At 65.5% G+C, this 26,868-nt stretch carries 23 protein-coding genes and 8 tRNA genes; 20 read left to right on the forward strand and 11 right to left on the reverse strand.

The window, feature by feature from the left end:
- Window positions 1-130 precede the first annotated feature (130 nt).
- From hppD to apaG, 6 genes are all read left to right on the forward strand, one after another.
- The gene (gene hppD / locus RMP10_RS17155) at window positions 131-1,255 is read left to right on the forward strand and encodes a 4-hydroxyphenylpyruvate dioxygenase (protein ID WP_310571388.1); all 1,125 of its coding nucleotides are present in this window, start codon (window positions 131-133) and stop codon (window positions 1,253-1,255) included.
- A 77-nt stretch (window positions 1,256-1,332) separates the two neighbouring features.
- Window positions 1,333-2,124, forward strand: coding sequence for a PEP-CTERM sorting domain-containing protein (locus RMP10_RS17160; protein ID WP_310571389.1), 792 nt, complete (start codon window positions 1,333-1,335; stop codon window positions 2,122-2,124).
- Window positions 2,125-2,297: 173 nt separating this feature from the next.
- On the forward strand, window positions 2,298-3,491 hold the full coding sequence (locus tag RMP10_RS17165; RefSeq protein ID WP_310571390.1) for a cupin domain-containing protein: 1,194 nt from the start codon (window positions 2,298-2,300) through the stop codon (window positions 3,489-3,491).
- 28 nt (window positions 3,492-3,519) lie between these two features.
- On the forward strand, window positions 3,520-4,704 hold the full coding sequence (locus RMP10_RS17170; RefSeq protein ID WP_310571391.1) for an aminotransferase class I/II-fold pyridoxal phosphate-dependent enzyme: 1,185 nt from the start codon (window positions 3,520-3,522) through the stop codon (window positions 4,702-4,704).
- Window positions 4,704-6,341: a family 10 glycosylhydrolase gene (locus tag RMP10_RS17175; RefSeq protein WP_310571392.1), complete on the forward strand. Its 1,638-nt coding sequence runs from the start codon at window positions 4,704-4,706 to the stop codon at window positions 6,339-6,341. Before RMP10_RS17170 ends, RMP10_RS17175 begins: the two co-directional genes overlap by 1 nt.
- The gene (gene apaG, locus RMP10_RS17180; protein WP_309673160.1) at window positions 6,331-6,744 is read left to right on the forward strand and encodes a Co2+/Mg2+ efflux protein ApaG; all 414 of its coding nucleotides are present in this window, start codon (window positions 6,331-6,333) and stop codon (window positions 6,742-6,744) included. Before RMP10_RS17175 ends, apaG begins: the two co-directional genes overlap by 11 nt.
- 23 nt (window positions 6,745-6,767) lie before the next feature.
- On the opposite strand, the gene RMP10_RS17185 is transcribed toward apaG, so the two are convergent.
- The 3 genes from RMP10_RS17185 to RMP10_RS17195 are packed head-to-tail and all read right to left on the reverse strand — an operon-like array spanning window position 6,768 to window position 9,641.
- Window positions 6,768-7,166 carry a hypothetical protein gene (locus tag RMP10_RS17185; RefSeq protein ID WP_310571393.1) on the reverse strand — a complete coding sequence of 133 codons (399 nt, stop codon included), beginning with the start codon at window positions 7,164-7,166 and terminating at the stop codon, window positions 6,768-6,770.
- Window positions 7,163-8,113, reverse strand: a complete 951-nt coding sequence (locus RMP10_RS17190; RefSeq protein ID WP_310571394.1) for an NAD-dependent epimerase/dehydratase family protein — start codon at window positions 8,111-8,113, stop codon at window positions 7,163-7,165. The genes RMP10_RS17185 and RMP10_RS17190 overlap by 4 nt, the downstream gene beginning before the upstream one ends.
- Before the next feature lie 13 nt (window positions 8,114-8,126).
- Window positions 8,127-9,641: a tetratricopeptide repeat protein gene (locus RMP10_RS17195; protein ID WP_310571395.1), complete on the reverse strand. Its 1,515-nt coding sequence runs from the start codon at window positions 9,639-9,641 to the stop codon at window positions 8,127-8,129.
- Window positions 9,642-10,032: 391 nt separating this feature from the next.
- On the opposite strand from RMP10_RS17195, the gene RMP10_RS17200 reads away from it, so the two are divergent.
- On the forward strand, window positions 10,033-10,779 hold the full coding sequence (locus tag RMP10_RS17200; protein ID WP_309673164.1) for a hypothetical protein: 747 nt from the start codon (window positions 10,033-10,035) through the stop codon (window positions 10,777-10,779).
- Between the two features lie 16 nt (window positions 10,780-10,795).
- Here the strand turns inward: RMP10_RS17200 and RMP10_RS17205 are convergent, their stop codons facing one another.
- Window positions 10,796-13,528, reverse strand: a complete 2,733-nt coding sequence (locus tag RMP10_RS17205; protein ID WP_310571396.1) for an FtsX-like permease family protein — start codon at window positions 13,526-13,528, stop codon at window positions 10,796-10,798.
- Window positions 13,525-14,232, reverse strand: a complete 708-nt coding sequence (locus RMP10_RS17210; RefSeq protein ID WP_310571397.1) for an ABC transporter ATP-binding protein — start codon at window positions 14,230-14,232, stop codon at window positions 13,525-13,527. The genes RMP10_RS17205 and RMP10_RS17210 overlap by 4 nt, the downstream gene beginning before the upstream one ends.
- Between RMP10_RS17210 and RMP10_RS17215 the strand changes: the two genes are divergently transcribed.
- The 11 genes from RMP10_RS17215 (at window position 14,231) to RMP10_RS17265 (ending at window position 18,904) form a co-directional block, all read left to right on the forward strand.
- Window positions 14,231-14,983, forward strand: coding sequence for an arylesterase (locus RMP10_RS17215; protein WP_310571398.1), 753 nt, complete (start codon window positions 14,231-14,233; stop codon window positions 14,981-14,983). The genes RMP10_RS17210 and RMP10_RS17215 overlap by 2 nt on opposite strands.
- A 43-nt stretch (window positions 14,984-15,026) precedes the next feature.
- Window positions 15,027-15,626, forward strand: coding sequence for a heme NO-binding domain-containing protein (locus RMP10_RS17220; RefSeq protein WP_310571399.1), 600 nt, complete (start codon window positions 15,027-15,029; stop codon window positions 15,624-15,626).
- A gap of 179 nt (window positions 15,627-15,805) precedes the next feature.
- A complete protein-coding gene (gene efp, locus RMP10_RS17225) occupies window positions 15,806-16,372 on the forward strand; it encodes an elongation factor P (protein ID WP_171224094.1) in 567 nt (188 codons plus the stop codon).
- Between the two features lie 166 nt (window positions 16,373-16,538).
- Window positions 16,539-16,612 (forward strand) — tRNA-His (locus RMP10_RS17230).
- A 41-nt stretch (window positions 16,613-16,653) separates the two neighbouring features.
- Window positions 16,654-16,726 (forward strand) — tRNA-Trp (locus RMP10_RS17235).
- Window positions 16,727-16,862: 136 nt separating this feature from the next.
- A tRNA-Glu gene (locus tag RMP10_RS17240) sits at window positions 16,863-16,935 on the forward strand.
- Window positions 16,936-16,987: 52 nt separating this feature from the next.
- A tRNA-Glu gene (locus RMP10_RS17245) sits at window positions 16,988-17,059 on the forward strand.
- A gap of 44 nt (window positions 17,060-17,103) precedes the next feature.
- A tRNA-Asp gene (locus RMP10_RS17250) sits at window positions 17,104-17,178 on the forward strand.
- Window positions 17,179-17,254: 76 nt separating this feature from the next.
- Window positions 17,255-17,336: transfer RNA gene (locus tag RMP10_RS17255), tRNA-Leu, on the forward strand.
- 49 nt (window positions 17,337-17,385) lie between these two features.
- Window positions 17,386-17,457: transfer RNA gene (locus RMP10_RS17260), tRNA-Thr, on the forward strand.
- A 136-nt stretch (window positions 17,458-17,593) separates the two neighbouring features.
- Entirely contained in the window at window positions 17,594-18,904 is a 1,311-nt protein-coding gene (locus RMP10_RS17265) for an MFS transporter (RefSeq protein ID WP_310571400.1), read from the forward strand.
- Window positions 18,905-18,934: 30 nt separating this feature from the next.
- Here the strand turns inward: RMP10_RS17265 and RMP10_RS17270 are convergent, their stop codons facing one another.
- Genes RMP10_RS17270 through RMP10_RS17280 form a run of 3 tightly spaced genes read right to left on the reverse strand, consistent with a single transcriptional unit; the run spans window position 18,935 to window position 22,175 of the window.
- A complete protein-coding gene (locus RMP10_RS17270; RefSeq protein ID WP_310571401.1) occupies window positions 18,935-20,713 on the reverse strand; it encodes a M14 family zinc carboxypeptidase in 1,779 nt (592 codons plus the stop codon).
- Window positions 20,710-21,279 carry a DUF6805 domain-containing protein gene (locus RMP10_RS17275; protein ID WP_310571402.1) on the reverse strand — a complete coding sequence of 190 codons (570 nt, stop codon included), beginning with the start codon at window positions 21,277-21,279 and terminating at the stop codon, window positions 20,710-20,712. Before RMP10_RS17275 ends, RMP10_RS17270 begins: the two co-directional genes overlap by 4 nt.
- A complete protein-coding gene (locus RMP10_RS17280) occupies window positions 21,276-22,175 on the reverse strand; it encodes a 5'-3' exonuclease H3TH domain-containing protein (RefSeq protein ID WP_310571403.1) in 900 nt (299 codons plus the stop codon). The genes RMP10_RS17275 and RMP10_RS17280 overlap by 4 nt, the downstream gene beginning before the upstream one ends.
- A 111-nt stretch (window positions 22,176-22,286) precedes the next feature.
- Between RMP10_RS17280 and RMP10_RS17285 the strand changes: the two genes are divergently transcribed.
- On the forward strand, window positions 22,287-22,967 hold the full coding sequence (locus tag RMP10_RS17285; RefSeq protein ID WP_309671084.1) for a hypothetical protein: 681 nt from the start codon (window positions 22,287-22,289) through the stop codon (window positions 22,965-22,967).
- An 80-nt stretch (window positions 22,968-23,047) separates the two neighbouring features.
- Here RMP10_RS17285 and RMP10_RS17290 read toward each other — a convergent pair whose 3' ends face one another.
- Together RMP10_RS17290 and RMP10_RS17295 are read right to left on the reverse strand one after the other, a co-directional pair.
- On the reverse strand, window positions 23,048-24,262 hold the full coding sequence (locus RMP10_RS17290) for a hypothetical protein (protein ID WP_310571404.1): 1,215 nt from the start codon (window positions 24,260-24,262) through the stop codon (window positions 23,048-23,050).
- 198 nt (window positions 24,263-24,460) lie between these two features.
- Window positions 24,461-25,582, reverse strand: a complete 1,122-nt coding sequence (locus RMP10_RS17295; protein WP_310571405.1) for a sensor histidine kinase — start codon at window positions 25,580-25,582, stop codon at window positions 24,461-24,463.
- A 166-nt stretch (window positions 25,583-25,748) separates the two neighbouring features.
- Between RMP10_RS17295 and RMP10_RS17300 the strand changes: the two genes are divergently transcribed.
- Window positions 25,749-25,821 (forward strand) — tRNA-Gly (locus RMP10_RS17300).
- 138 nt (window positions 25,822-25,959) lie between these two features.
- Here the strand turns inward: RMP10_RS17300 and RMP10_RS17305 are convergent.
- Entirely contained in the window at window positions 25,960-26,844 is an 885-nt protein-coding gene (locus tag RMP10_RS17305; protein WP_310571406.1) for a helix-turn-helix transcriptional regulator, read from the reverse strand.
- Window positions 26,845-26,868: the final 24 nt, after the last annotated feature.

Consider the following 26,868-nt stretch of genomic DNA (forward strand, 5'->3'; position numbering starts at 1 on the left):
GGAAGACCAACGGCAACGCGCCTGGATCGGCGCGCTGCCGCGTTCGCATATCTGAGTTCGGGATGGCTGAACATGGTCGGCACGATTTCGCGTGCCCGACCGTCCACCCATCACAACTGAGGTCTGTCCTATGGCGACGATGACTATCCCCGAACAGGGGATCGAGCACGATGCGTTCCCGATCAATGGCACCGACTATGTCGAGTTCTACGTCGGCAATGCCAAGCAGGCGAGCCACTACTACCGCGCGGCGTTCGGCTATCAGCTGGTCGGTTACCGAGGTCCCGAGACGGGCGTGCGTGACCGCTCGAGCTATCTCATGCAGCAGGGCAAGATCCGCCTGGTGTTGACCACGGCGCTCGACCCCGACTCTGCCATCGCGTCCCACGTGCACACGCATGGTGACGGCCTCCGCGACTACGCGCTTTGGGTGGACGATGCGCGGTCCGCCTACGCGACGGCGATCGCGCGGGGCGCGATCGCGATTCAGGAACCGCAGGTGTTTTCCGACGAGCATGGCGAGGTGATCATCGCCGCCATCGGCACGTATGGCGACACGATTCATTCGCTCGTGGAACGCCGCAACTATCGCGGCTTCTTCTTGCCGGGCTTCCGCGAGATCTCGTCGCGATATCAGCCGGCAAGCGTGGGACTCAAGTACGTCGATCATTGCGTCGGCAACGTCGAGCTTGGCCAGATGAATCGTTGGGTCAACTACTACGCGAACGTAATGGGCTTCCGCAATCTGATCACCTTTGACGACGACGACATCAGCACCGAGTATTCGTCGCTCATGTCGAAGGTGATGGCGAATGGCGACGACAAGATCAAGTTCCCGATCAACGAGCCGGCCTCAGGCAAGAAGAAGTCGCAGATTGAAGAGTATCTCGACTTCTACGGCGGACCGGGCGCACAGCACCTTGCCCTCGCGACCGACGACATTTTGGCAACCGTGACCGCGCTGCGCGATCGCGGCGTCGAGTTCCTCTCGGTGCCGACGTCGTACTACGCCGAGTTGCAGGAGCGCGTGGGGCAGATCGATGAGGATATCGACGCGTTGGCTGCGCTCGGCATTCTGGTGGACCGAGATCCGGATGGCTATCTGCTACAGATCTTCACGAAGCCAGTGGAGGATCGCCCCACGCTGTTCTACGAGATCATCCAGCGAAAGGGCGCCAAGAGCTTCGGCAAGGGCAACTTCAAGGCGTTGTTCGAAGCCATCGAACGGGAACAGGAGCTGCGCGGCAACCTCTAGCGTGGCGAACGGCTAATACGTTCGGCATGCTACGTGCGACACATCACCGGTGAACCCGTACCCACAGGAGATCATCGATGATGCATCTGGTGCATCGCACCATCCCGTTCATCGCCGTTGCGGCGTTGGTGACGGTGTCGCCAGCCGGCGCGCAGGAGCGGGACGATTCGACCTCGACCGCCGGTGCTGTCGTCTCGCTGCTCGGGCTCGGCGGTAACTTCGTCGGTTTCGGCAAGGCCGATCGCGATGCGTCGCATCCGACTGCTTGGAACTGCGCCGGCGGTTGTGCCGCCTTCGGCGCCCGCGGTTTGGCCGTGGCGCCCTTCGGTACGTCGGTGTCGGCGCGGCGCGCGCCAACCCATGGCGCGTCGATCGCCAACGGTCGCTCGGCGTTATTGCCGACCGACCGCGCCGATCTCAGTGACTACGGCTGGTCCCGACGGGTTGGCAGCGATGGCGCTGCACTCGAGCGCCTATCGGCGGCCACGGCGCCGTCGGATGCCCCCGATGTGTCGACGTCGGGTGGCGCGCCGGCTGGCCCCGTGCCAGCTCCTGTTGCCGACGGCGCCGGTCGCGCCCCGGCGTGGGTCGCTCCGGGCAGCAGCCCGGTGGCGGCAGCAGCCATGTGGAACGATGAGTCGGTGGGACCCGCGGCAGCTGCTGCGGCAGCGGCGGCGGCCCAAGACGCTGGTCGCGTGACCACGTCGAAGTTGGCGAAGGCGCCCGACGAGGCGATGACGGCGTTTGCTGCGTCGTTTGACGCGGCGCCGCTCGTGACCACGGTGCCGGAGCCGAGCACCGTCGTGTTGCTGGCAGTCGGAATGTCGTCGCTGCTGTTCCCGCGTCGGCGGAGCGCGCCGCGCCGCTGAGTCGCGGCGAGGGCCGTTCGACGCCCTGAACGCGTACGCAATGTCATGTACCGGCGGCGGGAGGATTGCCCTCCCGCCGCTTGGTGCGTTTGGCCAGATTGCAGGTATCAATTCGTCGGCGCACGACTGCCATCCGGCGTCGCGTCGGCCGCCCGCACCAGAGGCCGTCTTTCATGCCGTTCTACCACCAGCTGGGTTCCGTGCCGCGCAAGCGCCACATTGTCTTTCGACGTCCCGACGGCGGATTGTACGCTGAGGAACTGATGGGGCACGAGGGGTTCGTGGGAACCTCGTCGCTGCTGTATCACACGCACCCGCCCACCACGTACAAGTCGGCGCGCAAGGTGCGCGATTTCGTGCTCGAGGCCGATGTCGACACGTCGCTGCGCCACCGGCACTTCCTCACGTCGCGGATTGCAACTGGTGGATCGGCCACGCTTGGTCGCCTGCCGCTGCTCTTCAACAGCGACATCGTGATGCTGTACGTCGAGCCCGACACCAACGACACGCATTTCTACCGTAATTCGCAGGCGGATGAAGTCGTGTATGTGGTGGAGGGCTCGGGCGTACTGGAGTCGGTGTACGGCGAGCTGCCATACAAGTCCGGCGATTACGTCGTGATTCACCGGAACATCACGCATCGCTGGCGCCATGACCTGACCGCCGGTGCCACGAAGTTCCTGGTGATGGAGAGCCGCGGGCACATCCGTGTGCCCTCACGCTACCGCAATAATTTCGGACAGATGCTGGAGGGGGCGCCGTTTTCGGAGCGTGACATCCGCCGCCCGCAACAGCTCGCGCCGCGCGACGAGATGGGCGACTTCCCGATTCTCGTGAAGCAGTACGACGCCCTCAATGAACTCGTGCTCGATCACCATCCATTCGACGTCGTGGGATGGGATGGGTACTTCTATCCGTGGATCTTCAACATCCACGACTTCGAGCCGATCGTCGGCCGGATTCACCAACCGCCCCCGGTGCACCAAACGTTCCAAGGTGACGGGTTCGTGATCTGCTCGTTCTGCCCGCGTCCATACGACTTCCACCCCGAGGCGATACCGGCACCGTACAATCACAGCAACGTCGACTCGGACGAAGTGCTGTTCTACGCGTCGAGTGAATTCATGAGCCGCAAGGGGATCGAGTACGGATCGATCACGCATCATCCGGATGGTCTGGCGCATGGCCCGCATCCGGGTCGCACGGAGGCATCGATCGGCGCGAAGTACACCAACGAACTCGCCGTGATGATGGACAGCTTCAAGCCGCTCAAGATCGCCAAGCTCGCGATGGCGATCGAAGATCCGGCGTACCACAAGAGCTGGATCGATGCGCAGCACGCGCAGTACAGTCCGCCCACGTCGTAATTCCGCTCTCCACTTCCGACTCGCCGTCATGCCGCGCCTGTCCCAACGGTTCTCGTCGTTTCCTGCCTATCCGCTTGCACACATCCCAGGGCGCAAGAAGGCGCTGATCGAGGCTGGCGTCGATGTCATCGATCTCGGTGCCGGTGACGCCGATCTGGCGCCGCCCGCAGGCGCCGTGTCGGCGCTCCAGCGCGCGGCCGAGGTCCCGGCTATGCAGCGATATGGATTCGGGCTGGGGCTGGTGCGCTACCGCGAAGCGATCGCGGCGTGGATGCAGACTCGGTTCGGGCAGCGCGTCGATCCGATCACCGAGATCGTGCCGTTGCTGGGCAGCAAGGAAGGGCTCGCCCACATCGCCTTTGCCTTCGCTGGCCCCGGTGATGTCGCGATCATTCCCGATCCCGCCTATCAGGCGTATCTCGGTGGCACGCTGCTCAGCGATGCCACGCCGTACGTGTATGCGTTGCGGCCGCGCACGAACTTTCTGGTGGACCTCGACGAGGTCCCGACCGACGTGCTCTCACGCACGCGGATTCTGTACCTCAACTATCCGAACAATCCGACCTCGGCGATCGCGCCGCGCGACTATCTCGAACGGGTGGTTCAGGTGTGTCGGGAACGCGATATGCTGCTAGTGTATGACAACGCCTACTCGGAGATGGGATTCGACGGCTACGTGCCGCCCAGCATCTTCGAGATCGACGGCGCACGCGAGGTGGCGATCGAGTTCCACTCGCTGTCGAAGACGTACAACATGACCGGCTGGCGCTGTGGCTGGGCGGTCGCGAGGCCGGAGATTTCCACGGCGCTCGCCAAGGTGAAGGCGTTCACGGATACCGGGCAGTATATGGGCATTCAGGCGGCAGGGGTCGCGGCGATCGAGAGCTGGGCTGACTTCGTGCCGCAGAACGTGGCGGTGTTTCAGGCGCGTCGTGATGCGGCCGTCACGGCGTTCCGCGCCAGCGGCTTTGCCGTCGAGGTCCCCAAGGCCACGATGTACCTGTGGATGCCATTGCCCGAGGGCATTGCCAGTGCGGCGTTTGCCGATCGCCTGCGGGAAGAAGCTGGCGTTATCGTGCTGCCGGGCTCCGGCTTCGGGGCCGGTGGGGAAGGGTTCTTCCGGATTTCCTTCATCCAGTCCGAGGAGCGCATTGCTGAAGCCGCGAAGCGAGCCGGCGCTGTGCTCGATGCCATGCTGAAGGAGCTGACGTAGTGCGTGGTCGCGATCTGATCACTGCCGGCGCAGTGCTCGCCGTGTCGGCGGTGCTTGCCTGCCGGCCTACGGCACCGCCCGTCGCACCTGGGGAGCCGGTGCCGGCGGCTCGCCCGGAACCCACGCGACCGACGCCAGTGCAAACTCCGGGTCGTACGGCACCGGCCGCACCGGCCCGTGTGCGCCCGGTGGTCAGCGCCGAGGCCCCGCCGCTGGCGCGCGAGTTTCGCGGCGTGTGGGTGGCGTCGGTGGCCAACATCGACTGGCCATCCAAGCGCACGCTCTCCACCGCCGAACAGCAGGCAGAGCTCATTGCGCTGCTCGACCGCGCGGCGGCGCTCAAGTTGAACGCGGTGCTCTTTCAGATCCGTCCGGCGGCCGATGCGTTGTACGCATCGAAGATCGAACCGTGGTCGGAGTATCTCACGGGCGCGCAAGGCCGCGCACCGGCGCCGTTCTGGGATCCGCTCGCGTTCGCGATCCAGGAAGCACACGCGCGCAACCTCGAGTTGCACGCGTGGTTCAATCCCTACCGTGCGCGACACACCGACGCCAAGTCGCCGTTGTCATCCACGCACATCGCGCGCACAAATCCGTCTTTGGTGAAGCCGTACGCGGGCTATCTCTGGATGGATCCGGGTGAGCCTGCCGTCCGCGCACGCACATTGCGCGTGGTGCTCGATGTGGTGCAGCGCTATGACGTCGACGGCGTGCATATCGACGACTATTTCTATCCGTATCCCGAGAACGATCGACGCGGTCGCACCATTCCGTTTCCCGACGATCGCAGTTGGAAGCGCTACGTGCGCGAGGGCGGCAAACTCGCGCGCGCGGATTGGCGGCGCCGCAATGTCGATCTGCTGGTACAGGAGCTCGACGAAGGCGTGCACAAGGCCAAGCCGTGGGTGCGCTTCGGTATCAGTCCGTTCGGCATCTGGCGTCCCGGCTATCCCACGCAGGTGCGTGGGTTCGACGCGTACGAGAAGCTGTACGCCGATGCACGGAAGTGGCTGCGTGAGGGTTGGGTGGACTACTTCACGCCGCAGCTCTATTGGCCCACGACCAAACGTGAACAGGCGTATCCGGCCCTGCTCGACTGGTGGGTTGGCGAGAATGTCATGGGGCGCCACATGTGGCCGGGCAACTTCACCTCGAGAGCCGGTGGTGTCGGGTCGGGTGCGTTCTCCGTGGGCGAACTGGTGGAGCAGATCCGTGTCACGCGGCTGCAGGACGGGGCGACCGGCAACGTGCATTTCAGCATGAAGTCGTTCCTGACCAATCAGGCCGGCATGAACGACACACTGCTGGAGGGACCCTACGCCGCGCCGGCGCTGGTGCCGGCCACGCCGTGGCTCAAGGCGGCAGCGCCCCCGCTGCCCACCGCACGTCTGGCGGAAACCAGCACGGGGACCCGGTTGCTGCTGCGCACCACGGGCGCCGCGATGCCGTGGCAGTACGCCATCCGGCTGCGCACCGACACGGCATGGATTACGATGCTGGTATCGGGATCCACGACGTCGTGGCCGATCCCGAAAGGCACGTCGCCGACGGCGCTGTCGGTTGTGTCGCTCAACCGCGTGGGCACCGAAAGCCTTCCGGTCACTGTCACGTTTCGAGGACGTTCCGATGCGCCCTGATCCCATCCCGTTCTACTATCGCATCACGTCAGGTATTCGTATCACGGTACGCCCGTCGTATCTGCGCGACCGATCGAATCCAGTGCTTGGCCAGTTCGTGTTCGCCTATCACATCCGCATCGAGAATGTGGGTGAACAGGCGTCGCAGCTCCGCACGCGCCGCTGGCTGATTCACGACGAGTCCGCGGGCGACACCGTGGTGGAAGGGGAAGGCGTGGTTGGCGAACAGCCGCATCTGCTTCCCGGACAAGTGCACGAGTACCGCTCGTTCTGCGTGCTCAAGGCGCCGCAGGGCTGGATGGAGGGCTCGTATCGTTTCGTGCGCGACGACGGTTCCTCGTTCGAAGCGGTGATCCCGCGCTTTACGCTTGCCGCTGAGCCCCGGGCCGACACCGTCTCCTGAGCCGAGGTGCGACGGAGTACCGTTCACCCCAGCGGGATCGTGTCGCTGAAGGCGTCGGTCAGTAAACGCGCGGTCGCGTCGTCGAGCAGGTCGCGCACCATCAGCGCCAACAGCGCCGCGAGTGCCGGCTCGGCAATGGGCTCGAGCTCGACGTCCGCTCCCGCCGGTGCAGGCGTCCCCTGTCGTTTGACCAATTGCAGGAGCGGCCCGCTCAACGCATCGCGAGCCTCCTCCCGGCCGCTCCGGGCGATCACCGCACCGAGGCGCGCATCCGCGGCCTCGTATGCCCGGGTATCGGCCATGGCCTCGTAGCGCGCGACGACGCCCGCACGATCGGCCGCCCCGAGGCCAGCCAGTCGCACAAGGAAGCCACGCACGGCGGCGGTCTGCGGCCCATACGGCAGCGACGGCGCGGTGCTCACGAAGTAGCCGGCGTCAACGGCACCTGATGGCCGAGCAGGCGCAGGCCATCGTACACCGTGGGCGCGCTGGGACGCCAGCCCGTGGCCAGCAAGGCGTCGACGTTGATCCGCTGATTGCTGCGGCCACTGCGAACCGGCGCCGCGTTATCGCGTGGCGTCTGCTCCGCCGGCGCGGTGATCGGACGACCGATGAGGGTGGATGCGATCGACGACGAGCGCAGCGGCGTTCCATCGGCGCAGTTGAACACGCGCACGCCCGGTGTGCGATCGTACTGCAGCAGATGCACGATGGCTGACACCACATCGTCGCGCCACGAAAAGTTGCACCACACATCCCCAGTCGCGAAGGCGGGGGCGGCCAGCCGTGCGGCCGGATCACGTTGCGGTCCGTACAGGCCGGCCGCGCGCACGATGCGAACCGTGGCGTCGTGATTCCGGGCCAGCGTCGCGATACGCTGTTCGGCGTCGTACAAGGCCTGCACCCGCGCGTCGCGTGGCTCGATGGCGCTCATCTCGGTGACTTCGCTGCCGTCTTGCCGATCATAGACACCAGTGCTCGACACATACAGCACCGATCTGATGCCGAGCGCATTCGCCAACGCCGCCGCGCCGGCGGCTGCCTGCGGATAGATGCCGTAGTCGTCACCACGCGCGCGCGACGGTGCGACGCACACGACGAGGTGATCGATCGGTGCCGGGAGCGCCGACCGCACGATGGCCTGCAAGGCCGCCGTCGATTCCGGCCCGCGCACGGCGTCGGCGATATCGCCCGTCAACGCGGAAACGTCGGGGTGGGTTGCTGTACGGGCGCTACGCTGCAGCGTGGCAACGGTAGCGCCACGCGCCGCCAGCTGTACCGCCGTGGGCTGACCCAACCAGCCCGGCCCCACGAGCAGCACACTGCCGTGCAGGCGTGCTGCCGTTGCTTCCGGAGGGACCGACGTCATCGCGTGCCGCGCATCAACGAAGCAGGAAGTACCAGACCGCGCCGCCCGCTGCCAAGGCGACACCGATGCCGGCCCCGATCAGGCCGGTGCTCTTGCCGCCGGTCTCCTTCGGATGTCGATCGGACATCGGGGTCCGCCCGGTCCGTCCGGCACGCTGCGACGTGTGGGCGCTCGCCTCGTCTGCGTCGGCGGCGTTCTGCGCATCCTGTGCGCGCGTCATGTCCCGCGCCGTCGGCGGCATCGGCGCCGGAGCGGGCGCCGGCTCCATGCGAGCGCCAGGGGTGACCAGCGCAGCCGGAGGCGGCCCGAATCCATGCGTCAACACGGGCTCTGTGTGCCGTACCGGTGGACGGAGCGGTGCGTTGAGCGGCGAAAGCGGTTCTGGCACAGCGGGTGCCGGCTCCTCGATGCGCGACGGCGTTGCCTCATCGAGTTCGAGTGCCGGACGGTGCATCGGCACATCGACCAGTGAGTCGGCCAGTGCGTCGTCGAGCTCGAGCCCCAGCAGATCGGTGCTCGCATCCAGTATCGATGCGGGCGCATCGGGTGCGCCGAGCCCATGCTCGATCGTGAAGCCGAGCGCCATCGAGGGCGCATCGTCGTCCTGGCGCGGGGGCCCGAACTCGTCGGCCAGGTCGAGCGCGATGTCCACCGCTGGCGTGGGGGCATCGTCCACCAGATCGAGCATCGGTTCGACCGGTGTATCCACGACCGTTTCGAAGGCGGCGAGAATCTCGGCATCGTGATTCACCGGCTCCTGAATCGCGATCACCCCCGAGGGCGTGGTGCGCAGCAGCACATCGGTGATCGCGACGGCATCGCGGAGCGGCTGATCGTCCCACTCGGCTTCGGCCGCCTGCTCGTCGATCGAGGCATGCGCGTAGACGGCCACCTCCTCGGCGGGGCTCGCCTCACGGTGGACCGTCTCGGCGCGATTGGCGTCGGCACGGGAGCGAACGGCCGCAACCATCGCGAGCAGGCGGTCGGCACGATCGGTGGACATGCCATGCGCATCGAGCAGGGCGTGGAGACGCAGCAACAGCGGTTCGGCGTTGGCCGGGACGCCCGCGGCCAGGGCCAGCCGGGCGGCGTTCTCCAACATCACCACGAGGCGCGCATCTTCATCGCCGACATGACGTTCCACGGCTGATATCGCGCGCTGGATCAGCGCCTGCGCTTCGTCGAGCCGGCCGGAGGCACCGAGCATGACCGCGAGATCCATGCGTTCGCGAGCCACCGGCATCGCGTCCTCGCCGGCGAGCGCGACACGGAGGGCGCAGGAGCGCTGGGCATGGAGCAGGGCGTCGTCGGTACGTCCGGCCCGGAAGCAGGCCTGCGCCAGATTGCCGAGAATCAACGCCAGCGCATCGTGAGAGCTCACATCGGGCGCACGTCGTGCCAACACGTCGGCCGCGGCAGCAAATGCCTCGGCGGCTTCATCCCAGTCCGCCGCAGCGGCAAGGGACAAGCCCCGCGTGTTGTCATCCATCCAACCGTCGCGCTCGGAGCGCGCGGACCCGTGTGCCATCAGTAGCTCATGCATCGCGAGAGTTTGACGCGCCGTCGTAACCCACGTCACCGTGGTGTGCGCGATTGTGCCAGCAGTGAAACGTTCGTGCACGGAGCGACATGGCCGCCGGCCGCTTGCACTGAAACGCCGTGATCCGCCGTTCCCTCTACGAACGGTTTCACGACGCCCTGTGTGCAATATGGCATGCTCCGACCATCCGGCGGCAGGCGCGATGCGAACGGAGCGTGATGGGCGTCAAACCTCATAAGGCGGCGCTTGGGCGTCGCGTTGACGCCGATCGTCCAGCGCGTAGCTTCCGCGTATGAACTCGTCGCCGAATCGATTTGCACTGAATGACTTACGGTCCTGTTCGCCGAAGTCAGTCGGTCGTACTGCCTGGCATCTCGCGATGCTCTGCACACTCGCGGCGTGCAATCGTGAAAAGAGCGTCACGGTGTCGGGTGACATACCGGGGCTCGATACACTCGGATATCGCGGCGATTCGCTGCTGGCGCAGGCCGAGCGCGGCCCGGCCGACCTACTCGATTCGCTCGCGGTCATGCAGAACGCGTCGCAGGTGGCGGCCAGCGGTTCAAACGACGGCACGATCGCGAACGTGAACAGCGCCACGCGTGCCAGCGCCGGGTTCGGTACCACGGCCGGTCAGGCGATGAGCCTTCGGGCCCAAGCACGTGGTGATTCGATGGCCCGCGCCATCGCGCAGCGACTGGCGGGCGGGAGTGATCTGGCCGGTCGCACGCGTGGTGATTCGGTGCGCGGCGTGGTTACGATCGTCGGTGCCGAGCCCGCTCGGCAGGTCGTCCTGCGCGTCGATGGCAACAACATTTCGCTGAGCGGGATGGCGACCACGGGGCTCGGGCGATTGGCCGGCACGGAGGTCGTGGTGCGCGGCGTCAAGATCACGCCGCGCGACATCGTCGTGTCGGATTATCTGGTGCGGTCGTCCGACGGTGTACCGGCGTGGGATGGCACCCTCGACGACGGCGGCGGGCTGCGACTCACTGACGGATCCGGTCGCAAACGACTGCCCTCCGTGCCCAGCGCGCTACGAGGGATGGTCGGTGCGCGTGTCTGGGTCGCGTTCAAGGAAGGCAGCGCTACCGCCGACTCGTACGGTATCATCGGTCGGCGGTAGTCGCGCACTGATGTCGTCAGGCTTCGCGGATCGCGGCCATCGGCGTTTCCTTGTAGACATCGCGGCTGGTCAGTAACCCGATCGCCATCGTCAGCAGCAGCATGCCCGCCGCGATCACGAACGTCGGGCCGACGGCGGGATCGAACGGATCCTTGAACACGAAGCGCGTGAGGCCCCATGCGCCAGCGAACGCCAGCACCATGCCGGTGAGCGCCCCGAGCGCCCCGAGCGCCCCGTACTCCGCGAGCAACACGCGCGCGACCTGAGCCCGTGATGCTCCAAGCGTGCGCAGTAACACGCCTTCTCGCAATCGCGCGCGCCGCGTGGCGGCGACGGCGCTGAAGAGCACCGGGATGCCCATCGCCAACGAGAACAGTCCCAGGAAGCGGATCGCGAGCGTGACCTTGTCGACGATGGCGCCGATCGTCTGACGCACGAGTGTGAGATCGACGCTCGAGATGTTCGGGAACCGTCGCACGATATCGCGCTGCACGGCGGCGATCGCCGGTCCCGCCGGCACATTGGCGACCACCACGAACTGTTGTGGCGCGCGACGCAGCGCCTCGGGCGCGAACACCACGAAGAAGTTCGCCTCGAAGCGTGCCCAGTTCACGGTGCGGAAACTGGTCACGATCGTGGTGACCGGTACACCCTGCACATTCCACGTGACGGTGTCACCGAGTGCCACGCCCAGATCGGTGGCGAGGTCGCGCTCGAAGGACACTTCGAACGGCGCATCCGGACTGCTGGCGCGCGACTTCGCGCGCGTGGCCGAATCGGCGAACCACTTGCCAGCCACGACGGCTTCCGAGCCCACGATGGAATCGCGATACGTGCTGCGGTATTCGCGACGCAGCGCCCACCCGGCGCGCCGCGCGCTCGTGTCGGCCATCAGCGACGACACACTACGGCCATTCAGCGCGTCGATACGCATCGTCACGATCGGCGTCTGTTGCACCACGGGATGCTGCCGCGCGCGCAGGAGTGAATCGAGTGGTGCCGCCTGATCATCCTGCACGTCGAAGAAGAGGAGGTTGCCGGCCGAGCCGGCGGAGGTGGCTTGCACGCGACTGAGCAGATTCGCCTGCACCAGGTACACGGTACTGAGCAGGAAGGCGCCGAATCCCAGCGCGAGCGTGACCGCGCGTGTCTGATTGGCCGGGCGGTGCAGATTGGCGATGCCCTGCCGGAGCTCGAATGGCCACGACGGCCGCGTGCTGCGGCGTGCCGCCGCGATGAGCAACGAGGCGGCGATCCAGAGCACCAGCACCGCGCCCCCGATGGCCGCGCTGATGTAGAGCCCCTGGCGAACGCTGCCGATGCGCGACACCACGATGCCGATGATGCTGCTCACCAACAGTGCGTCGACGGTCAGGCGTGCCGGGTCGTTCCACTCGCGGGGCAGGGCCGTGTTGTCCATTTCGCGGCGAATCGCCTGCAACGGGGACACACGACGCAACGCGAGCAGAGGTCGCATTGCGAACACCAGCGACACCCACACGCCGGTGGCAAGGCCCAGAATCAGCGGCCGCGGTTCAAGGGCGAGTTCGACATCGATGGGTAGGAAATCCGACACCACACCCGGCAGGAGGAACTGCACGGCGACGCCGAGCAGTGTACCGGCGATAGCACCGACGAGGCCCATGGCGGCCGACTGCACGACGTACAACGCCAGGACCTGACGACTGGTGGCGCCTAGGCATCGCAGCACGGCCACGGTATCGATCTTGGCGGAAACGAACGCGTTGACACCACTCGCGACACCGATGCCGCCGAGCAGGAGAGCAATGAGTCCGATGATGCTGAGGAAATCCGCCAAGCGCGCAACCGACTCGGTGAAATCGCGCTCGGTATCGGCCACCGTGCGTACGCGCACACGCGTGCGCACGGCGCCCGACACGAGCCCCGAAGCGGAATCGGGCGCTGGTTCGACCGCCTTCGGTACCGAGTCGGCCGCCGGGGCTTCGTCTTCGCCGCCCGGGCCACGGCGTTCCTCGCCGCGTGCTTCCTGCGCTTCCTGCTGCGCGGCCGCTTTCGGGTCGATCCGGCGACGGAGATCACGCGCCATCGTCTTTGCGGCGGCTGGGGTGGCCAGCGACGCGGGCAGCTTGAGCACCACGTCGTACTCGGCGCGGCTCCCGAACTTGAGCAGTGCGGTCGCGCCGAGCCACGTGTCGGACACGTACACCCGCGGCCCGATGACCGCCGTGATGCCGGCATCGCCGGGCACGTTGCCGAGCGTGCCGGCAATGGCGAACATCTTCTGACCGAGTCGCAGTGAATCACCGACGCTGGCATCGAGCGCGACCAGCAGCGATGGATCGACGAACACGATCGACTCGTTGTGTACGCGCGACCACGCGTTGGCGGGAATCGTTTCGATCTCGCCGTAGAACGGATAGCCGGGCGAGACGGCGCGCACCTGCACGAGTCGTGTGCCACCCGACGGCTCGGCCAGCGCCATGCTGGCAAAGGTCGTGACCCGAGACGTGGCGATGTTGTCGGTGCGCAGCGAATCGAGCAGCGTATCGACCACGGCCGGGAACGCGGCGCGCGCTTGCAGCGCCATGTCACCGCCGAGCAGCGTGCGCGACTGTTCGCGAATGGAGCGCGTGACGTTGCCGGCGAACGAGTCGATCGCGACGAGCGCGGCGACGCCGAACGCAATCGATGACATGTACAGCGCCAGACGACGACGGGCCGTACGGCTCTCCCGCCAGGCGAGGCGGAGCAGGGCCTGCGTCGTCATGAGGCGGACGGAGCTGCAGTCGGCTCGTGCATGACGTCTTCGACCACGACGCCGTCACGGAGACGGATGGTGCGTTGCGTTCGGGCGGCCAGCGCGATGTCGTGGGTGACTAGCACGATCGTGCATCCACGTTCGCGATTCAGCGCCTGCAACAACTCGACGATGCGCTCACCGGTCGTGCCGTCGAGATTTCCGGTGGGTTCATCGGCGAATAGAATGCGCGGCTCGTTCACGAACGCGCGGGCGAGCGCCACGCGCTGCTGCTCGCCGCCTGACAGCTGCTGCGGAAAATGGTGTGTGCGATCGCCAAGGCCCACGCGCGTGAGCAGATCGCGGGCGCGCATGGTGGCGTCCTTGGCGGAGACCGCCCCGGAGAGCTCGAGCGGCACCTGCACGTTCTCGAGGGCCGTCAGCGTGGGAATCAGTTGAAAGCTCTGGAACACAAAGCCGACCTTTTCCCCACGCAGTTTGGCGCGGCGATCTTCGTCAAGACTTCCGAATTCTTCGCCATCGAGCGACACTGTGCCCTGTGACGGGGTATCAAGCCCGGCGAGCAGACCGAGCAGCGTGGTCTTGCCGCTGCCGGACGGCCCGACGATCGAGACGAACGCGCCCTGGGGCACGTCGAACGACACGTCGCGCAACACCGTGAGGCGCTGCGTGCCACTCTGGTATTCCTTGGTCAATCCACGGGCAACGAGCATGCGATTGGAACGGAAGAAGAAGATCGGGCGCTGGGCGGCGGGTGCGGTACTCGCGGCCCTGACGGCAATGGGAGGGGCCTGTGGCACCAACGGCAAATCCGGTCGTTCGGATTCAGCCGCCGGCGCATCGGCGTCGGCTGAAAGAACCGGGGGGGACGCCCCCGAAGCAACTGTTGCGACTCGATCCGCCCGCGTGGTGCTGTTGGGGACGAGTCTGACGGCCGGGCTGGGGCTTGATCCCGAGAAAGCCTATCCCGCGCTGCTGCAGGCCAAGGCCGACTCAGCGGGATACGCCGTGCGCATCGTGAATGCGGGGTTGAGCGGGGAGACCTCGGCGGGTGCGTTGCGACGGGCGGGGTGGGTGCTGGATCAGCCGGCGGCGTTGGTGGTGCTCGAGGTGGGGGCGAACGACGGACTGCGGGGCGTGGATCCCGACTCGACGTATGCCAACATCGTGGCGCTGGTGAAGGTGGTGCGCGCACAGCGGCCCGAGGCCGATGTGGCGCTCGTGCAGATGGAAGCCCCCACGAATCTCGGCGGGAGCTACACCACGCGCTTTCACGAGGCCTACCCGCGTGCGGCAAAGGTGACGGGGGTGACGCTGCTCCCGTTCTTGCTGGAAGGGGTGGCGGGCGATGCACGGCTCAACCAGGCCGACGGAATTCACCCGAATCCAGAAGGTTCGAAGCGAGTAGCCGACACGGTATGGCGCGGCTTGTCACCGCTGCTGGCGAAGGTGGCGGGCCGCTGACGGCTCTGCCCAACTGTAGTGATTTCTCAAGCAGGTCAGGACCATGCGTTCCATACTGGTTTTGCTGGAAGACATCGTGCGGTTGGAGTTCGGCCCCGGGGAGCTGGCGTCGGTGCGCGCCGTGGCCTCCGCGCACGTCAGTGACGCGGTTTCCGGAACGGGATCGGCGGTGCGCGTCACGGCCTTCGTGCGCGCCCTGTGTCAGGTGCGCCGTCGGCCCCTGCCCGAGGTGTACGCGTTTGTTGGTTTGAAGCTCGCCCAGTCGGTCGTCACGGATTTTCCGATGGTGACGCGCGACCGGCAGTCCACGCGACTGGTGCTGCTGCAGATCAACCAGTTGGCGCCGGCCGTGTTGGATGCCCTGGTGCCAGGGGTGGAGGTGCCGGCGTTCGATGTGGAATTGATCGACGCCGAGTCGGTGCGGGTGAGTTTCACCGGTACACCCGAAATGGCGTCGCTGCTGGAGGGCGCCGTCCGCGGGTTGGGCCAGCATTTCGGTGAGCGGGTGGAGCCGACGCGCGCGAGTCCTCCGTCCTACGCGCCGAATCGGCGCTTGATTGACATCAAGATCACGCCGGATCGCCGCACTGAGGATGCTCCCTCTCCAACGGGTGTCGATCGACGGAAGTTCTTCTCGTTCTAGCCAGCGGCCGAACCGTGATGGGTCCCTTCCGGTGATGAGACCGTCTGGTTACTTTTCGAGGCTGTGCGGTTTTGGCTCGTCGGTGCTTTGCCGGCTGGTGGGTTTGAGCGGCGCGGTATTCCAGCTGGTCTCCTGCGGGGGTTTGCCCCCGATGTCCCCTGTTCGAAGGTGTCGTTCGCATGGCCTTTTCTGCGACCCAGATCCGACGTGGCATGGTCCTCGTGTTCGAGGGCGATCCGTGCCGAGTCGTCGAGTTCCGTCACCACACGCCGGGAAACCTGCGCGCCATGGTACAGGCGAAGCTGAAGAACTTGCGGACGGGTTCGAACTTCGAGCATCGGTTCCGCGCCGCGGACACGATCGTGAAGGCGGACATGGAAACGCAGGAACTGGAGTTCATGTACCAGGGCGGCGACGTGTTTCATTTCATGAACATCGCGAACTACGATCAGATCGAGATGGATGAAGAGGCACTGGGCGATTCGGCGCCGTGGATGCAGCCGGGTATGAAGATCCTGGCCGAGTACTACAACGGCCGTCCGATCGGCATTGAACTGCCGAACTCGCTGATCTTCGAGATCGTCGAAACCGCACCGGTGGTGCGTGGCGCCACCAAAACGGCGTCGTCCAAGCCGGCGAAGCTGTCGAACGGCGTGACGGTGAACGTGCCGGAATTCGTGGAAGAGGGCACGCGCGTCCGCGTGAACCCGACGACGGGCGAGTACCTGGAGCGCGCGAAGGACTGAGCGTTGGTACCGATGAAGAAAGTCGGGGTCAAGTATGGCTGCCCCGCTTGCAATCGGCCTTTCGTCTGGTTACAGTTTGCGTCTCCCGTCGGTTGTCATCCTTGGTGATGCCTGAGGGGATGCTGGCTTCGAACGTGAGGAGTGAAGGCACACGCGTTCGACGATGGTGGCCGTAGCTCAATTGGTTAGAGCACCGGATTGTGATTCCGGGGGTTGCGGGTTCAATTCCCGTCGGTCACCCTGGTCGCACTGCAAGCGCCAGTGAGACGCGGCGCTTCAGGAGGTCCGTAGCTCAATTGGTAGAGCACCGGTCTCCAAAACCGGCGGTTGGGGGTTCGATTCCCTCCGGGCCTGTCAAAGAGTAGGAAGTACGGGGTAGGGAGTAGGGCGGGTGCCGCGAGGCGCTCGGAACGAAGAGTGATCGCGAACAGCGATCACGACAGGAAATAGCATCACCGCCGTCGGCAGGTCGCCTTCGGGGACTGCCGACGGCGGTATCGTCTAGGGGACTAGGACACAGCCCTCTCAAGGCTGGAACACGGGTTCGAATCCCGTTACCGCTACTGAAGGTGCTGTTGCACGACGCAGGCTGCAGGAACGCACGACGTAGACTCTGGCTCCATCGTCTATCGGTTAGGACACGACCCTTTCAAGGTTGAGAGACGGGTTCGATTCCCGTTGGAGCTATCAGCTCCCCCTGGAGCTGGCTGATGCAGGTGCAGGATGTTGTTGGGGGCGTAGCTCAGTTTGGTTAGAGCACTCGACTGTCACTCGAGAGGTCGCGGGTTCGAGCCCCGTCGCTCCCGTTGTTCCGCGGATGTTTGGGATGCAGGTGCTGGTGGAGTTTCCGCGAACACAGATGCAGTGCTGCAGGTGTTGTACGCCCTCGTGGTGGAATTGGTAGACACGCTACTTTGAGGTGGTAGTGCTTAACGGCGTCGCGGTTCGAGTCCGCGCGAGGGCACTGTTTACCGTTGGATAGCAGGACACGGCACCTCACCGTGAGATCGAACGCCACAGTAGCTCAGTGGTAGAGCACCCGATTCGTAATCGGGCGGTCATCGGTTCAATCCCGATCTGTGGCTCTGGTTGGTTCAGAGCAGATTCATAGCAGCAACATCGAAGCGGCCTCCGATCACTCGGGGGCCGTTTTGCGTTGGCGTGCGTATTGGCACCATTGGCACAGCTGTGCACACGCGCTCGACCGTGCACATTCCCGACATGGCCACTCCGTCGACGCATTCGCCCTCGAACGCCCCCGTCAATCCCGCGGAGCAGGGCTCGCGCTATCGCTATCTCGTGCTCGCGATGCTCGTGCTTGCCTACACGTTCAACTTTCTCGATCGCCAGATCCTCGGCATCCTCAAGGAGCCGATCAAGCAGGAGCTCGGACTCACCGACACGCAGCTCGGGCTGATGGGTGGGCTTGCCTTTGCGATGCTCTACTCCACGCTGGCGGTGCCGATCGCGTGGCTCGCCGATCGCGCCAGCCGCACCTGGATCATGACGGCGGCGCTGGGCCTCTGGAGCGCGTTCACGATGGCCTGTGGGCTCGCGACGGGCTTCTGGTCGCTGTTTCTCTCGCGCGTCGGTGTGGGCTTCGGCGAGGCCGGTGGGGTGGCACCCGCCTATTCGCTCGTGAGCGACTACTTCCCGAAGGAACAGCGCGCCCGGGCGCTCGCCGCGTACTCATTCGGGATCCCCGTGGGATCCGCGCTCGGCATTCTCTTCGGCGGCCTCATCGCCGCGTCGATCAGCTGGCGCGTGGCGTTCTTCATCGTCGGCGGCGCTGGCGTGCTGTTGGCGCCGATTTTCAAGCTCGTCGTGAAGGATCCCGTGCGCGGTGGGCTCGATGGCGCCACCGCCGCCGCGCCGTCGATCGCGCCAGCGTTCTCGAAAGTGGTGGCGACCGTGTTGCCGAAGCCGACCTTCTGGCTGCTCGCACTAGGGGCCGCCTGCTCGTCGGTGTGCGGATACGGCGTGGCCTTCTGGCTGCCAAGCTTCTTCATCCGCAGTCTCGGCCTCACCTTGGTGCAGACCTCGTGGTACTTCGGCGGGATCAACCTGATCGGTGGCGTGGCCGGCATCTGGCTGGGCGGCGCGTTCGCCGACCGCTTCGCGAAGAAGAACCGCGCCGCCTACGCCCTCACGCCGGCGGTGTGCTTTCTGGTGGCGCTCCCCTTCGCGTACGCCGCCATGAACACGACGTCGCTGGTGTGGGCCTTCGTGTTGTTCCTGGTGCCCACTGGCCTCAATCTCGCCTGGCTCGGGCCGGTCATCGGCGCGGTGCAACACCTCGCGCCGGCGAACATGCGCACCACGACCAACTCGCTTTTCCTGCTGATCAACAATCTGCTCGGCATCGCGGTGGGGCTCTGGATCTTCGGCTACCTCTCCGACCTGCTCGCGCCGCGCTACGGCACCGAGTCTATGCGCTACGCGCTGTACTGCGGCGCCGGATTCTACGTGATGGCGTCGCTGCTCCTCTGGTTGGCGTCGCGGCGCCTCGCCGCCGACTGGGTCGAGGGGTAGAGGGAGCGACGCCGAGTCCGTGATCGGTCGTTACTTCACCGTGTTCATAGAGCGCAGCACCGGGTAGTAGCTCGGCGCCGGCGTCTGGCCCAGCACGGCGTCGAGCAGGTTCCACCACATGAAGCCGTCGTCGGAGCGCGGGTCCATCAGGATGAACGTGAGACGCGCCAAGGGCTGATCCATCGGGATCACCAGCGAGCCCGCCGGCAAGGTCTGCTCCGTCGGCTCCCACGCGCCGGTGAGCGTGCGTCCTTTGTGCGTGCCCTGATACTCGCGCGTTTCCACGGTATTGGTCGCAATCTTGAAGCGATCGCCGCTGAACGGTTGGTCAGCCGCCGTCACGCTGTAGCGAATGCCGTGGGCCTCGAGGCGATCGATCACGGTCGCCAACATGCGCTGCGTCGGTGTACCAGCCGCACCGCCGCGTCCGCCGCCGAATCCACCTGGCGCCGGTGCCGGTGCTGCCGCGGCGGCCGGCGTCGCGGTCATGGGCACGACCCACACCCGCGGGGCCAATGTCGTCTCGGTGGGCTCGGCTGTGCCGAAGAAGGGCAACATCTCGCTGGTCACGTTGGCGTCGCCGAGGCCATCGGGACGCAGGCGGTACGGCCGATCGGCCACGTACGGATTGCGCACGGAGATCGTGGGCGCGAACACGATCTTCTGCAACGCCGGCGCCTTCACCAACTGCTGCCGCACGGCCAGCTGCTGGCCGATGATCGACTCGGCGTTGGCCTTGGCGACGACGTCGCGCACGGTCTCACCATGCGTCGCCACGTAGCTCAGTGACTCCTCGAGGAACCAGTACGTCTCGGTGATGCGCGTCTTGAAGGACGCGTACGAGTACGTCTCGGTAAGCAGGCCGAGGATGTTGCGCACGCCGTAGTAGGTCGAGGTGTAGCGTGGCTTCGCGAGCTCGGCGTCGGAGCGCCAGGCGCGCTGCTCGCCGCTGCCCGACACGCCGCCGTAGTAGAACCAGTCGGAGCCGTGTTTGGCCTTCACGGTCTTCGTGATCTCCGGCAGCAGCACGTCACGCAGCAAGCTCATTTGCGCTTTCGCGTTGTTCGGGTTCAGCGACGTTTCGTACGTCATGTTGAAGCCGCTCGTGGAGCTGCCGTCGGTGGTGTGCAAATCCATCGCCACGTGCGGCTGATAGCGCGTGAGCAGCGACGCCATCGATCGCGCTTCCGCCGTTTCCATCTTGGTGCCGTCGCGATTGAGATCGAGGCCCTGTGCATTTTCGCGCGTGCCCATGCCTCCCACGGGGCCCGCTTGCGAACCGCGGTTGGAGACCGACACGCGCTCGTTGCCGTCGGCGTTGTAGATCGGGTTGATCAGCAGCACGGTGGTCTTGAGCCACGCATTGCGCTCGCCCTTCGCGATGGAGCGCAGCAACCAGAGCAGCGCTTCCTTTCCTTCCACTTCACCGGCGTGGATGTTGCCTTGGATGTACACACGGGTCTTGTTGGTCGCGAGCACCTGCGCCGCGCTAGCGCCGGGCGCGCCGATCACAGCGAGCGGCAGCGGTCGGCCTTCGGTGGTGTAGCCGTAGGTGGTGAGATGGATATTCGGATTGACCGCCGCCATCTGCTTCATGTACGCGATGACGTCGTCGTACCGGCTCGTCTCGGCGTAGTCGGTACGCTCAGGACGCGTGAGCCACCGCGCGCTGCTCGTGGCGTTGCTCGTGGCGTTGCTCGTCGGCTTCGCGGGGGCTTGAGCGACGAGTGCGCGCCCGTCGAGCAGCGCAACAGCGGAGGCGAGCGCGCAGACGGCGCGGGTGACACGCGAAACGGACCACGGCTTCATCGGACGACTCCAGGGGGAGAAAACATCGGGGTCTGGTGCTGTTGAACGACGGCGACGGGGGCGACTTCGTTGTGGTCCTGTATCGTGCGGACTTCGTGCAGCTGCGGCGTGAGGCCGCCGCGCGCGCGCAGCATGACGGCGATGCTGGTCTTGCCCTTGGTCACGGCGAACGGGACGAGGATCTCGATGACTGTCGGTGCGCCCAGGGTCGCTTCGAAGCGTTTGGACGCGATGAGACTGTCTTCCACTATCAGATCGTAGTTGCCCGAGGCGCTGCTCAGGAACGTGCAGGCGATCGTGACGTCCGTGTCGTCAAAGGTCGTGAGGGCGTAGCGGATCCAGCCGCGGGCGCGCCGGTAGGCGCGGCCGTCGGCCGTGCCCGTGGCGTCGTCGTGCCCCACGTAGCCGTGCATCGCTTCGCTGTTGGCGCTGCCGGCCTCTACGCGGTCCACCACGCGGCGATCGCCGGTGGCGAAGGGGTTGGCCGTCGCGGCCGACGCGCAGGCCGCCCAAAGGGCTGCCAGGGCCGCTGCGCGGCGGAGCAGGGAACACGCGCTCGCCGTCATTCTTCGGGAAATGGCACGTCGTCGAGCCCGGGGCCGGCCGCGCGGCGCGACACCGGACCTTCGGTGCTGCCGGCCGCCAAGCCGGCGCGGGCCTGCGATCCGCCTGGCCAAGTGATCGCGCTGAGGGCACACCGTGCGAGATCCATCTCGGGCAGCGGCACATCCTGACGAATCGTGGTGAGCTGCAGCATGAGTCGCAGGTGCTCGTGCTGTCCCGCCAGCTTCGCGGTGTCGTCCCGATGACTCACGAACTCACTGGCCTCAAGGGCTTTCTCGATGGACTGCCAACGTCGCAGCAGCTTCACGGCGGTGCCTTTCCCCACGCTCTTCACACCGGGAATGTCGTCGCCCTCTTCGCCGCACAGCGCCTTGAAGGCCGGCAGGTTGCCGGGGAGCACCCCGAACTTGGCCAACACCTCGGCGGCACTCCACGGCTTGATCCGCATGCCGTTCGGTCCTTTTCCGGCGCCCACATACGTCGCCACATCGACGCCGTCCGACACGAACTGCAGCAGATCGGAGTCGTTCGAGAGAACGGTCACCCGCGCCGCAGGGCGGAAGCGCGCCATCAGCGAGGCCACGCTGTCGTCCCCTTCGAACGAGGCGACACTCACACTGGCGATGCCGGTGGCTTCCACGCCCACACGGATCGGCGTGATGCGAGTGCGCATGGAGCCGGTGCGCCGGTGTTTGTAGGTGGGGAATAGCGCATGGCGAAACGTCGGACCCTCGTGGTCCCAGGCGGCTACGACATGCGTGGCGGCGATGTCCATCGCCGCGCCACGCGCCATCTGGCACCAGAGGCGGACGCCATTCGTGACGTCGCCCGCTGCCACGTGGGCGGCGCGGCCGGCCAACGATTGGGCGTCGACGACGAGAAGGTGCGGCAGGGTCATCGGGACAATTTAGCGGTCCGACGTGCCAAGGGACCGGGAAGTACGTCACGTGACGGATGTTCGGGCCGACCGGTTGGCGCGAAGCTCCGGATACACCTTTCAGGAGCGTTCATGCGATGTCGCGCCAATTCCGCCGTGCTGTCTCTGGCGGTACTTCCCTTCGTAGCCCTCGCCGGGGCCTGCACTCCGTATGCCGTGTCGACGACCGCCGTGCCGATGGCGCGCGGCGAGGGACAGCGCACCACTACGCTGGCGGTCGTGCCGGGCGGCGCGGAGTGGTCAACCGACTCGAGCGACACACGCAAGGAGAGTATCGCCATGCCAAGTCTCGATGTCGAGCAGCGCATGGGTCTCGACGATCGCTCCGACTGGGGCGTGCGAATCCCGACGGCCAGCGGCGTGATCGTATCGTACAAGCGGCGGCTGGACGGCCCCACGAATCGTGACACGCACGCGACCGCCATCATGATCGGTGCCGGCTTTGTCAATTTTCTTCAGCATGCGCACGGCGAAGTCACTCTGATCACCTCGGGCCGCGAGAGCGCATCGGTGGTGCCGTACGGCGGTGTTCGCGCTATTCAGACCGTTCCGATGAGTTCGACGGCAGTGCACGATACGCCAACGATCGGGGCGTTCGCGGGCCTCAAAGCGGGCGGTCGTCATCGCGGCGTGTCGGCGGAGTTTGGGGTGTTCTACGATCGGTCGGCCCTGGGGCTGCGGTCGAACAATTTCGTGTTCGTGCCGTCGATTGCCTTACACGGCGACGTGTTCAAGCGACTGGTGTCGAAGTAACAGCAGCACGGACAGCACACGAGGGCGGGGAAACTCTCCCCCCGCCCTCGTGCTATCGTCGTACCGTCCGGCGCCGCAGACTACGGGGCCGGCTTCACACCGCTGGCAACCCACGAGGTGAGATCGCCGAAGGCATCGGAGATTTCTGTCGCGTTCACCTTGCAGTGGCCATAGCGATTGATCACCCGCTGCGACAGAAAGTCGGTGGCGCCAGCAGTCATGACGGCGTTGAGCAGTGCAGTCTCATGCTGCACCGGTACGGCCGGATCGTACGCGTTGTGCACCGTGAGCACAGGGATGCGCAGGTCGCCCGACGGCGTGAAATTGTGCGACAGATACTGCTCGGCGGCCGGATCGATGGCATAGCGCGTGACCGTCGCGTTGGCGAGCTGCAACAATGGCGTCAGCGCGGCCGCCGGGAGCAGCGGCGTGCCGACGCTGTACACGGTCGATGTATTGCCGAAGGGCGAGAACCCGTGTGTCAGCTCGACGATATTGTTGATGCCGCGCGCGTGAAAGGATACGCCGGTGATCAGCGACTCGAGCAGGCTGGGGAAGAAATTCGCCGGGTCGATGGGCAACGGCGTCTGTGCGGTACTGGCCATCGCCAACAGCTTGGCTTGGTTGGCCGGATTCGGCGCGATGGTACCGATGATCGTCATCGGATTGATGACGGTATTGGCCGGCACGCCGAGCACGTTGCCGGGCAGCATGCCCGGGAAGTACGCATCAGCCAGCGCACGCACGTGCCCGAGATACTGCGTCTGGACGCGCGAGCCACCGACCATACCGCACACGAGCAGTGCGCCGTCATACTGCGATGAGAACTTCTCGGCGAGCGTGAGTGCGACGCCGCCGCCCAGTGAATATCCGATCAGATAGTTTTTCGTGGGCGTGGCCGGGAGGTTCGACGCGAGCAGGCCCCGTAGTTGGTGCGTGCGCTGCGCGCCATCCTTCACGGCGAAACCATTCTCGGAGTAGCTGGAGTAGGCGACCGCGTATCCGAGTGCGCCCAGCGCTTCCCGCGTCGCGTAGAGACCGTCCTGATCACGGAGATCGACGGGCGTGGAGACATCGCGGAAGCCGTGGGCGACCGTGACCGTCTGACGATTCCACCTGGTGGGTACGTAGATGGCGTACAGGGCGCCAGGTCCGGTCGTGCCCTCGACGATTCGCGCCCACGGACCATAGGCCGGCGGTTCGGCGGTCTGCCCGAGGGTGAGTGACGCGGTGACGGCCGCTGACGGCGCGACCACACCGTCGCCACAGGCGGCAACGGCGACCATCGCGAGCATCGTGACGGCGGCGAGCTTGGAACGTTAGAAGTGGAGCAACATGGGGACATCTCCCGGGCACACGCCCAATGAAGTAGTGCTGCATCGCACACTGTGCGTGCCTCTACTTTCTGGCGTGCGAGAGGGCGGCGATATCCGTCATGCGACGTACATGCCGTCGCCGAATCTAGATGCGCGTTTGGCTACACACTCGACGCCTCAGCGCGGTAGCGTCACGCGGAACGTCGTGCCATCCTCGGACGACGAGGTAACGTCGATGTGTCCGTTGTGCGCGGACACAATGCGATCCGTGATGAACAGGCCGAGTCCGAGGTGGTGATCGGCGGAGGCGACCGGCTCGTCGGCGAGGATCTTCTTGAACGGACTGAACAGGGTGGCAATTTCGCCGTCCGGAATTATGCGGCCGAAGTTGGCCACGTCGATGACGACGGTCCGTTCGGTTCCGAATGCTCGAATGCTCACGGGCACAGAGGAGTCGCCGTGATGCACGGCATTGCTGAGCAGATTGGCCAGCACTTGCCGCATGCGCGCGCCATCGACCGGCGCCCACAGGTTGGGGTCGATGTGCGGCTCGAAGGCCCACTGCGGGTGGGCCGCTTCGATCTCCTCTACCGCGTGCTCCACCAACACGGACAGGTCGGTCGGCTCTGGCGCAATCGCGAGGCCCGCTCCCATGCGGCTCCGCGTGAAGTCGAGCAGGTCGTCGACCAAGTCGATCATCCGGGTCACACTGCGCGAGGCGCGCGAGACGAGCACCGTCTGCGTGGTGTCGCGTGTCGGGAGGGTGGCCAGGTGATCCGTCACCATGAGAACCGTCTGCAGCGGCGCACGAAGATCGTGGCTGAGGATCGCGAGAAACAGATCCTTGGACTCGTCGATGCTGCTGGTGAAACGCGTGACCGACTCACCGATGGATTGGTCGACGGACGCGTTGAAGCGCATGAGATCACTGATGTCGTCGGCGTCGAGCGTCGCGCGCGACGCGGTCCAGAGCCGGAGCACACTGGTGCGCAGCGCACGGAACTCCGACACCATTTCGCCCACGCTGAACCCATGGTGCGCGCGTTCCGCGCCGTGTGCCTGCGCCGCCGAGTCGACGCCGTCGACCGACTCATCGTGCTCGGCGCGCGCCTTGTGGGCCCCGGCATCATGCGACTGCGACCGGCGCAAGTCGGCGACGATTTCGCGGAGCATGCTGGCGGAGTGGTCGCGCAGTGCGGCCCGGTCCAGATGCTCGGCGCCCTCGCGGGTGCGGGCAAACTCTTCCCACGCCGCGAGAATGGCGTCGCGGTTGGCTTCGATGAACTCAGGTAGTCGCACAGCAGGACGGGAAGATGGTGACGCTGGAAGGTAGCGAGTCGGCCCCAGCCGCTGCACGAGTGGGACGAGATCGAGAGGACGGCGCGGATTGGGGGCGAGGGCTTTACCCGAGCGGGCCGGGCGGAGTAGCTTCTGGGGGTAGGGCGGTCGGGTGGTGGGCCGCACTGCGGGCGTAATTCAGTTGGTAGAATGCCAGCTTCCCAAGCTGGACGTCGCCGGTTCGAGTCCGGTCGCCCGCTCTGACATAAAGCAAAGCCCCGCAACGGTTTCCGTTGTGGGGCTTTGTCTGTTGTTCGAGTCGGTCGCCGATCGGGTAACCGAGGGGTAACCAATCGGGTGGATTTCGGGTCGAATCGGCTACGCTCGGGACGATGAAGCTAGCGGGAGATCGTTTGTGGCGCCATAAATTTTTTCGCAATCAAGCGTGACGCCTCTTGGTCCTCTTCGAATAGCCGCCGAATGACGCTCATCTCTTCGCTCGTCTCGGCAGCTTTAAGGGCGACGGTCGTCGGAATTGTGACCAACTCACGACCTGGCTTGCGTCGGCCAATTGCTTGTTTGCGCGCCTCATTCATCGCGGACTGTAGAGCCATCAAGGCGGGGGAAAGGGCTTGGAGCACTCCCTGTTGAAGATCGTGAATCTTCCTCACGTCGTCTTGCGCGCGCTGCTTGACGCTTTTGTCGGGGCGCTTCCTGCCTTGAGCACTTTTCGTAGTAGCCGTCGGAGCAGGGAGCGCGGCATTCATTCTTGCAACGCGGTATACCTCGGCGTGAGCAATTGCCAAAGTATCATACTGCGAGATCCATTTGGTTCGCTGTTGCGCCATGGAGACTACCTCGCTTTCGACCGAGTCTACTAACGAGTTAAGCGCAGCACACCCGTCAATCGCGAACTCGTCTATCAGGGCAGCTGAAACCCCGCCGCGACGTCGCACTATTTCGACGATCGCAGTCGAGAGTTCACTCTCGAAGTCAGTCATGCTACGCCATTGGGTTGGGTACATCGGGGCTCCTTTTACTCCGAGGAGCCAATCAATCGACACCCCAAAGTGGCGAGCAATACCGACAAGAGCCTCAGCACGAGGCAACACCCGAGCATTCAGCCAGTCTCGGACGGTGTTTGGCTTCGCCGAGAAAAGCTCCGCGAACTTTTCGACGGTCAGGCCACCCTGCTGGCGCAATTCCGCGAGCCTTTCGCCGAAGACCTTTGCGGGGTTGTTTTTCGCAAGCTTGCGGGAAGTACGAGATCTCGTAGTTGGCATTACGAAATCTCGGCAAACTTGGGG

The sequence above is a fragment of the Gemmatimonas sp. genome (assembly GCF_031426495.1).
Taxonomy (GTDB): Bacteria; Gemmatimonadota; Gemmatimonadetes; order Gemmatimonadales; family Gemmatimonadaceae; genus Gemmatimonas.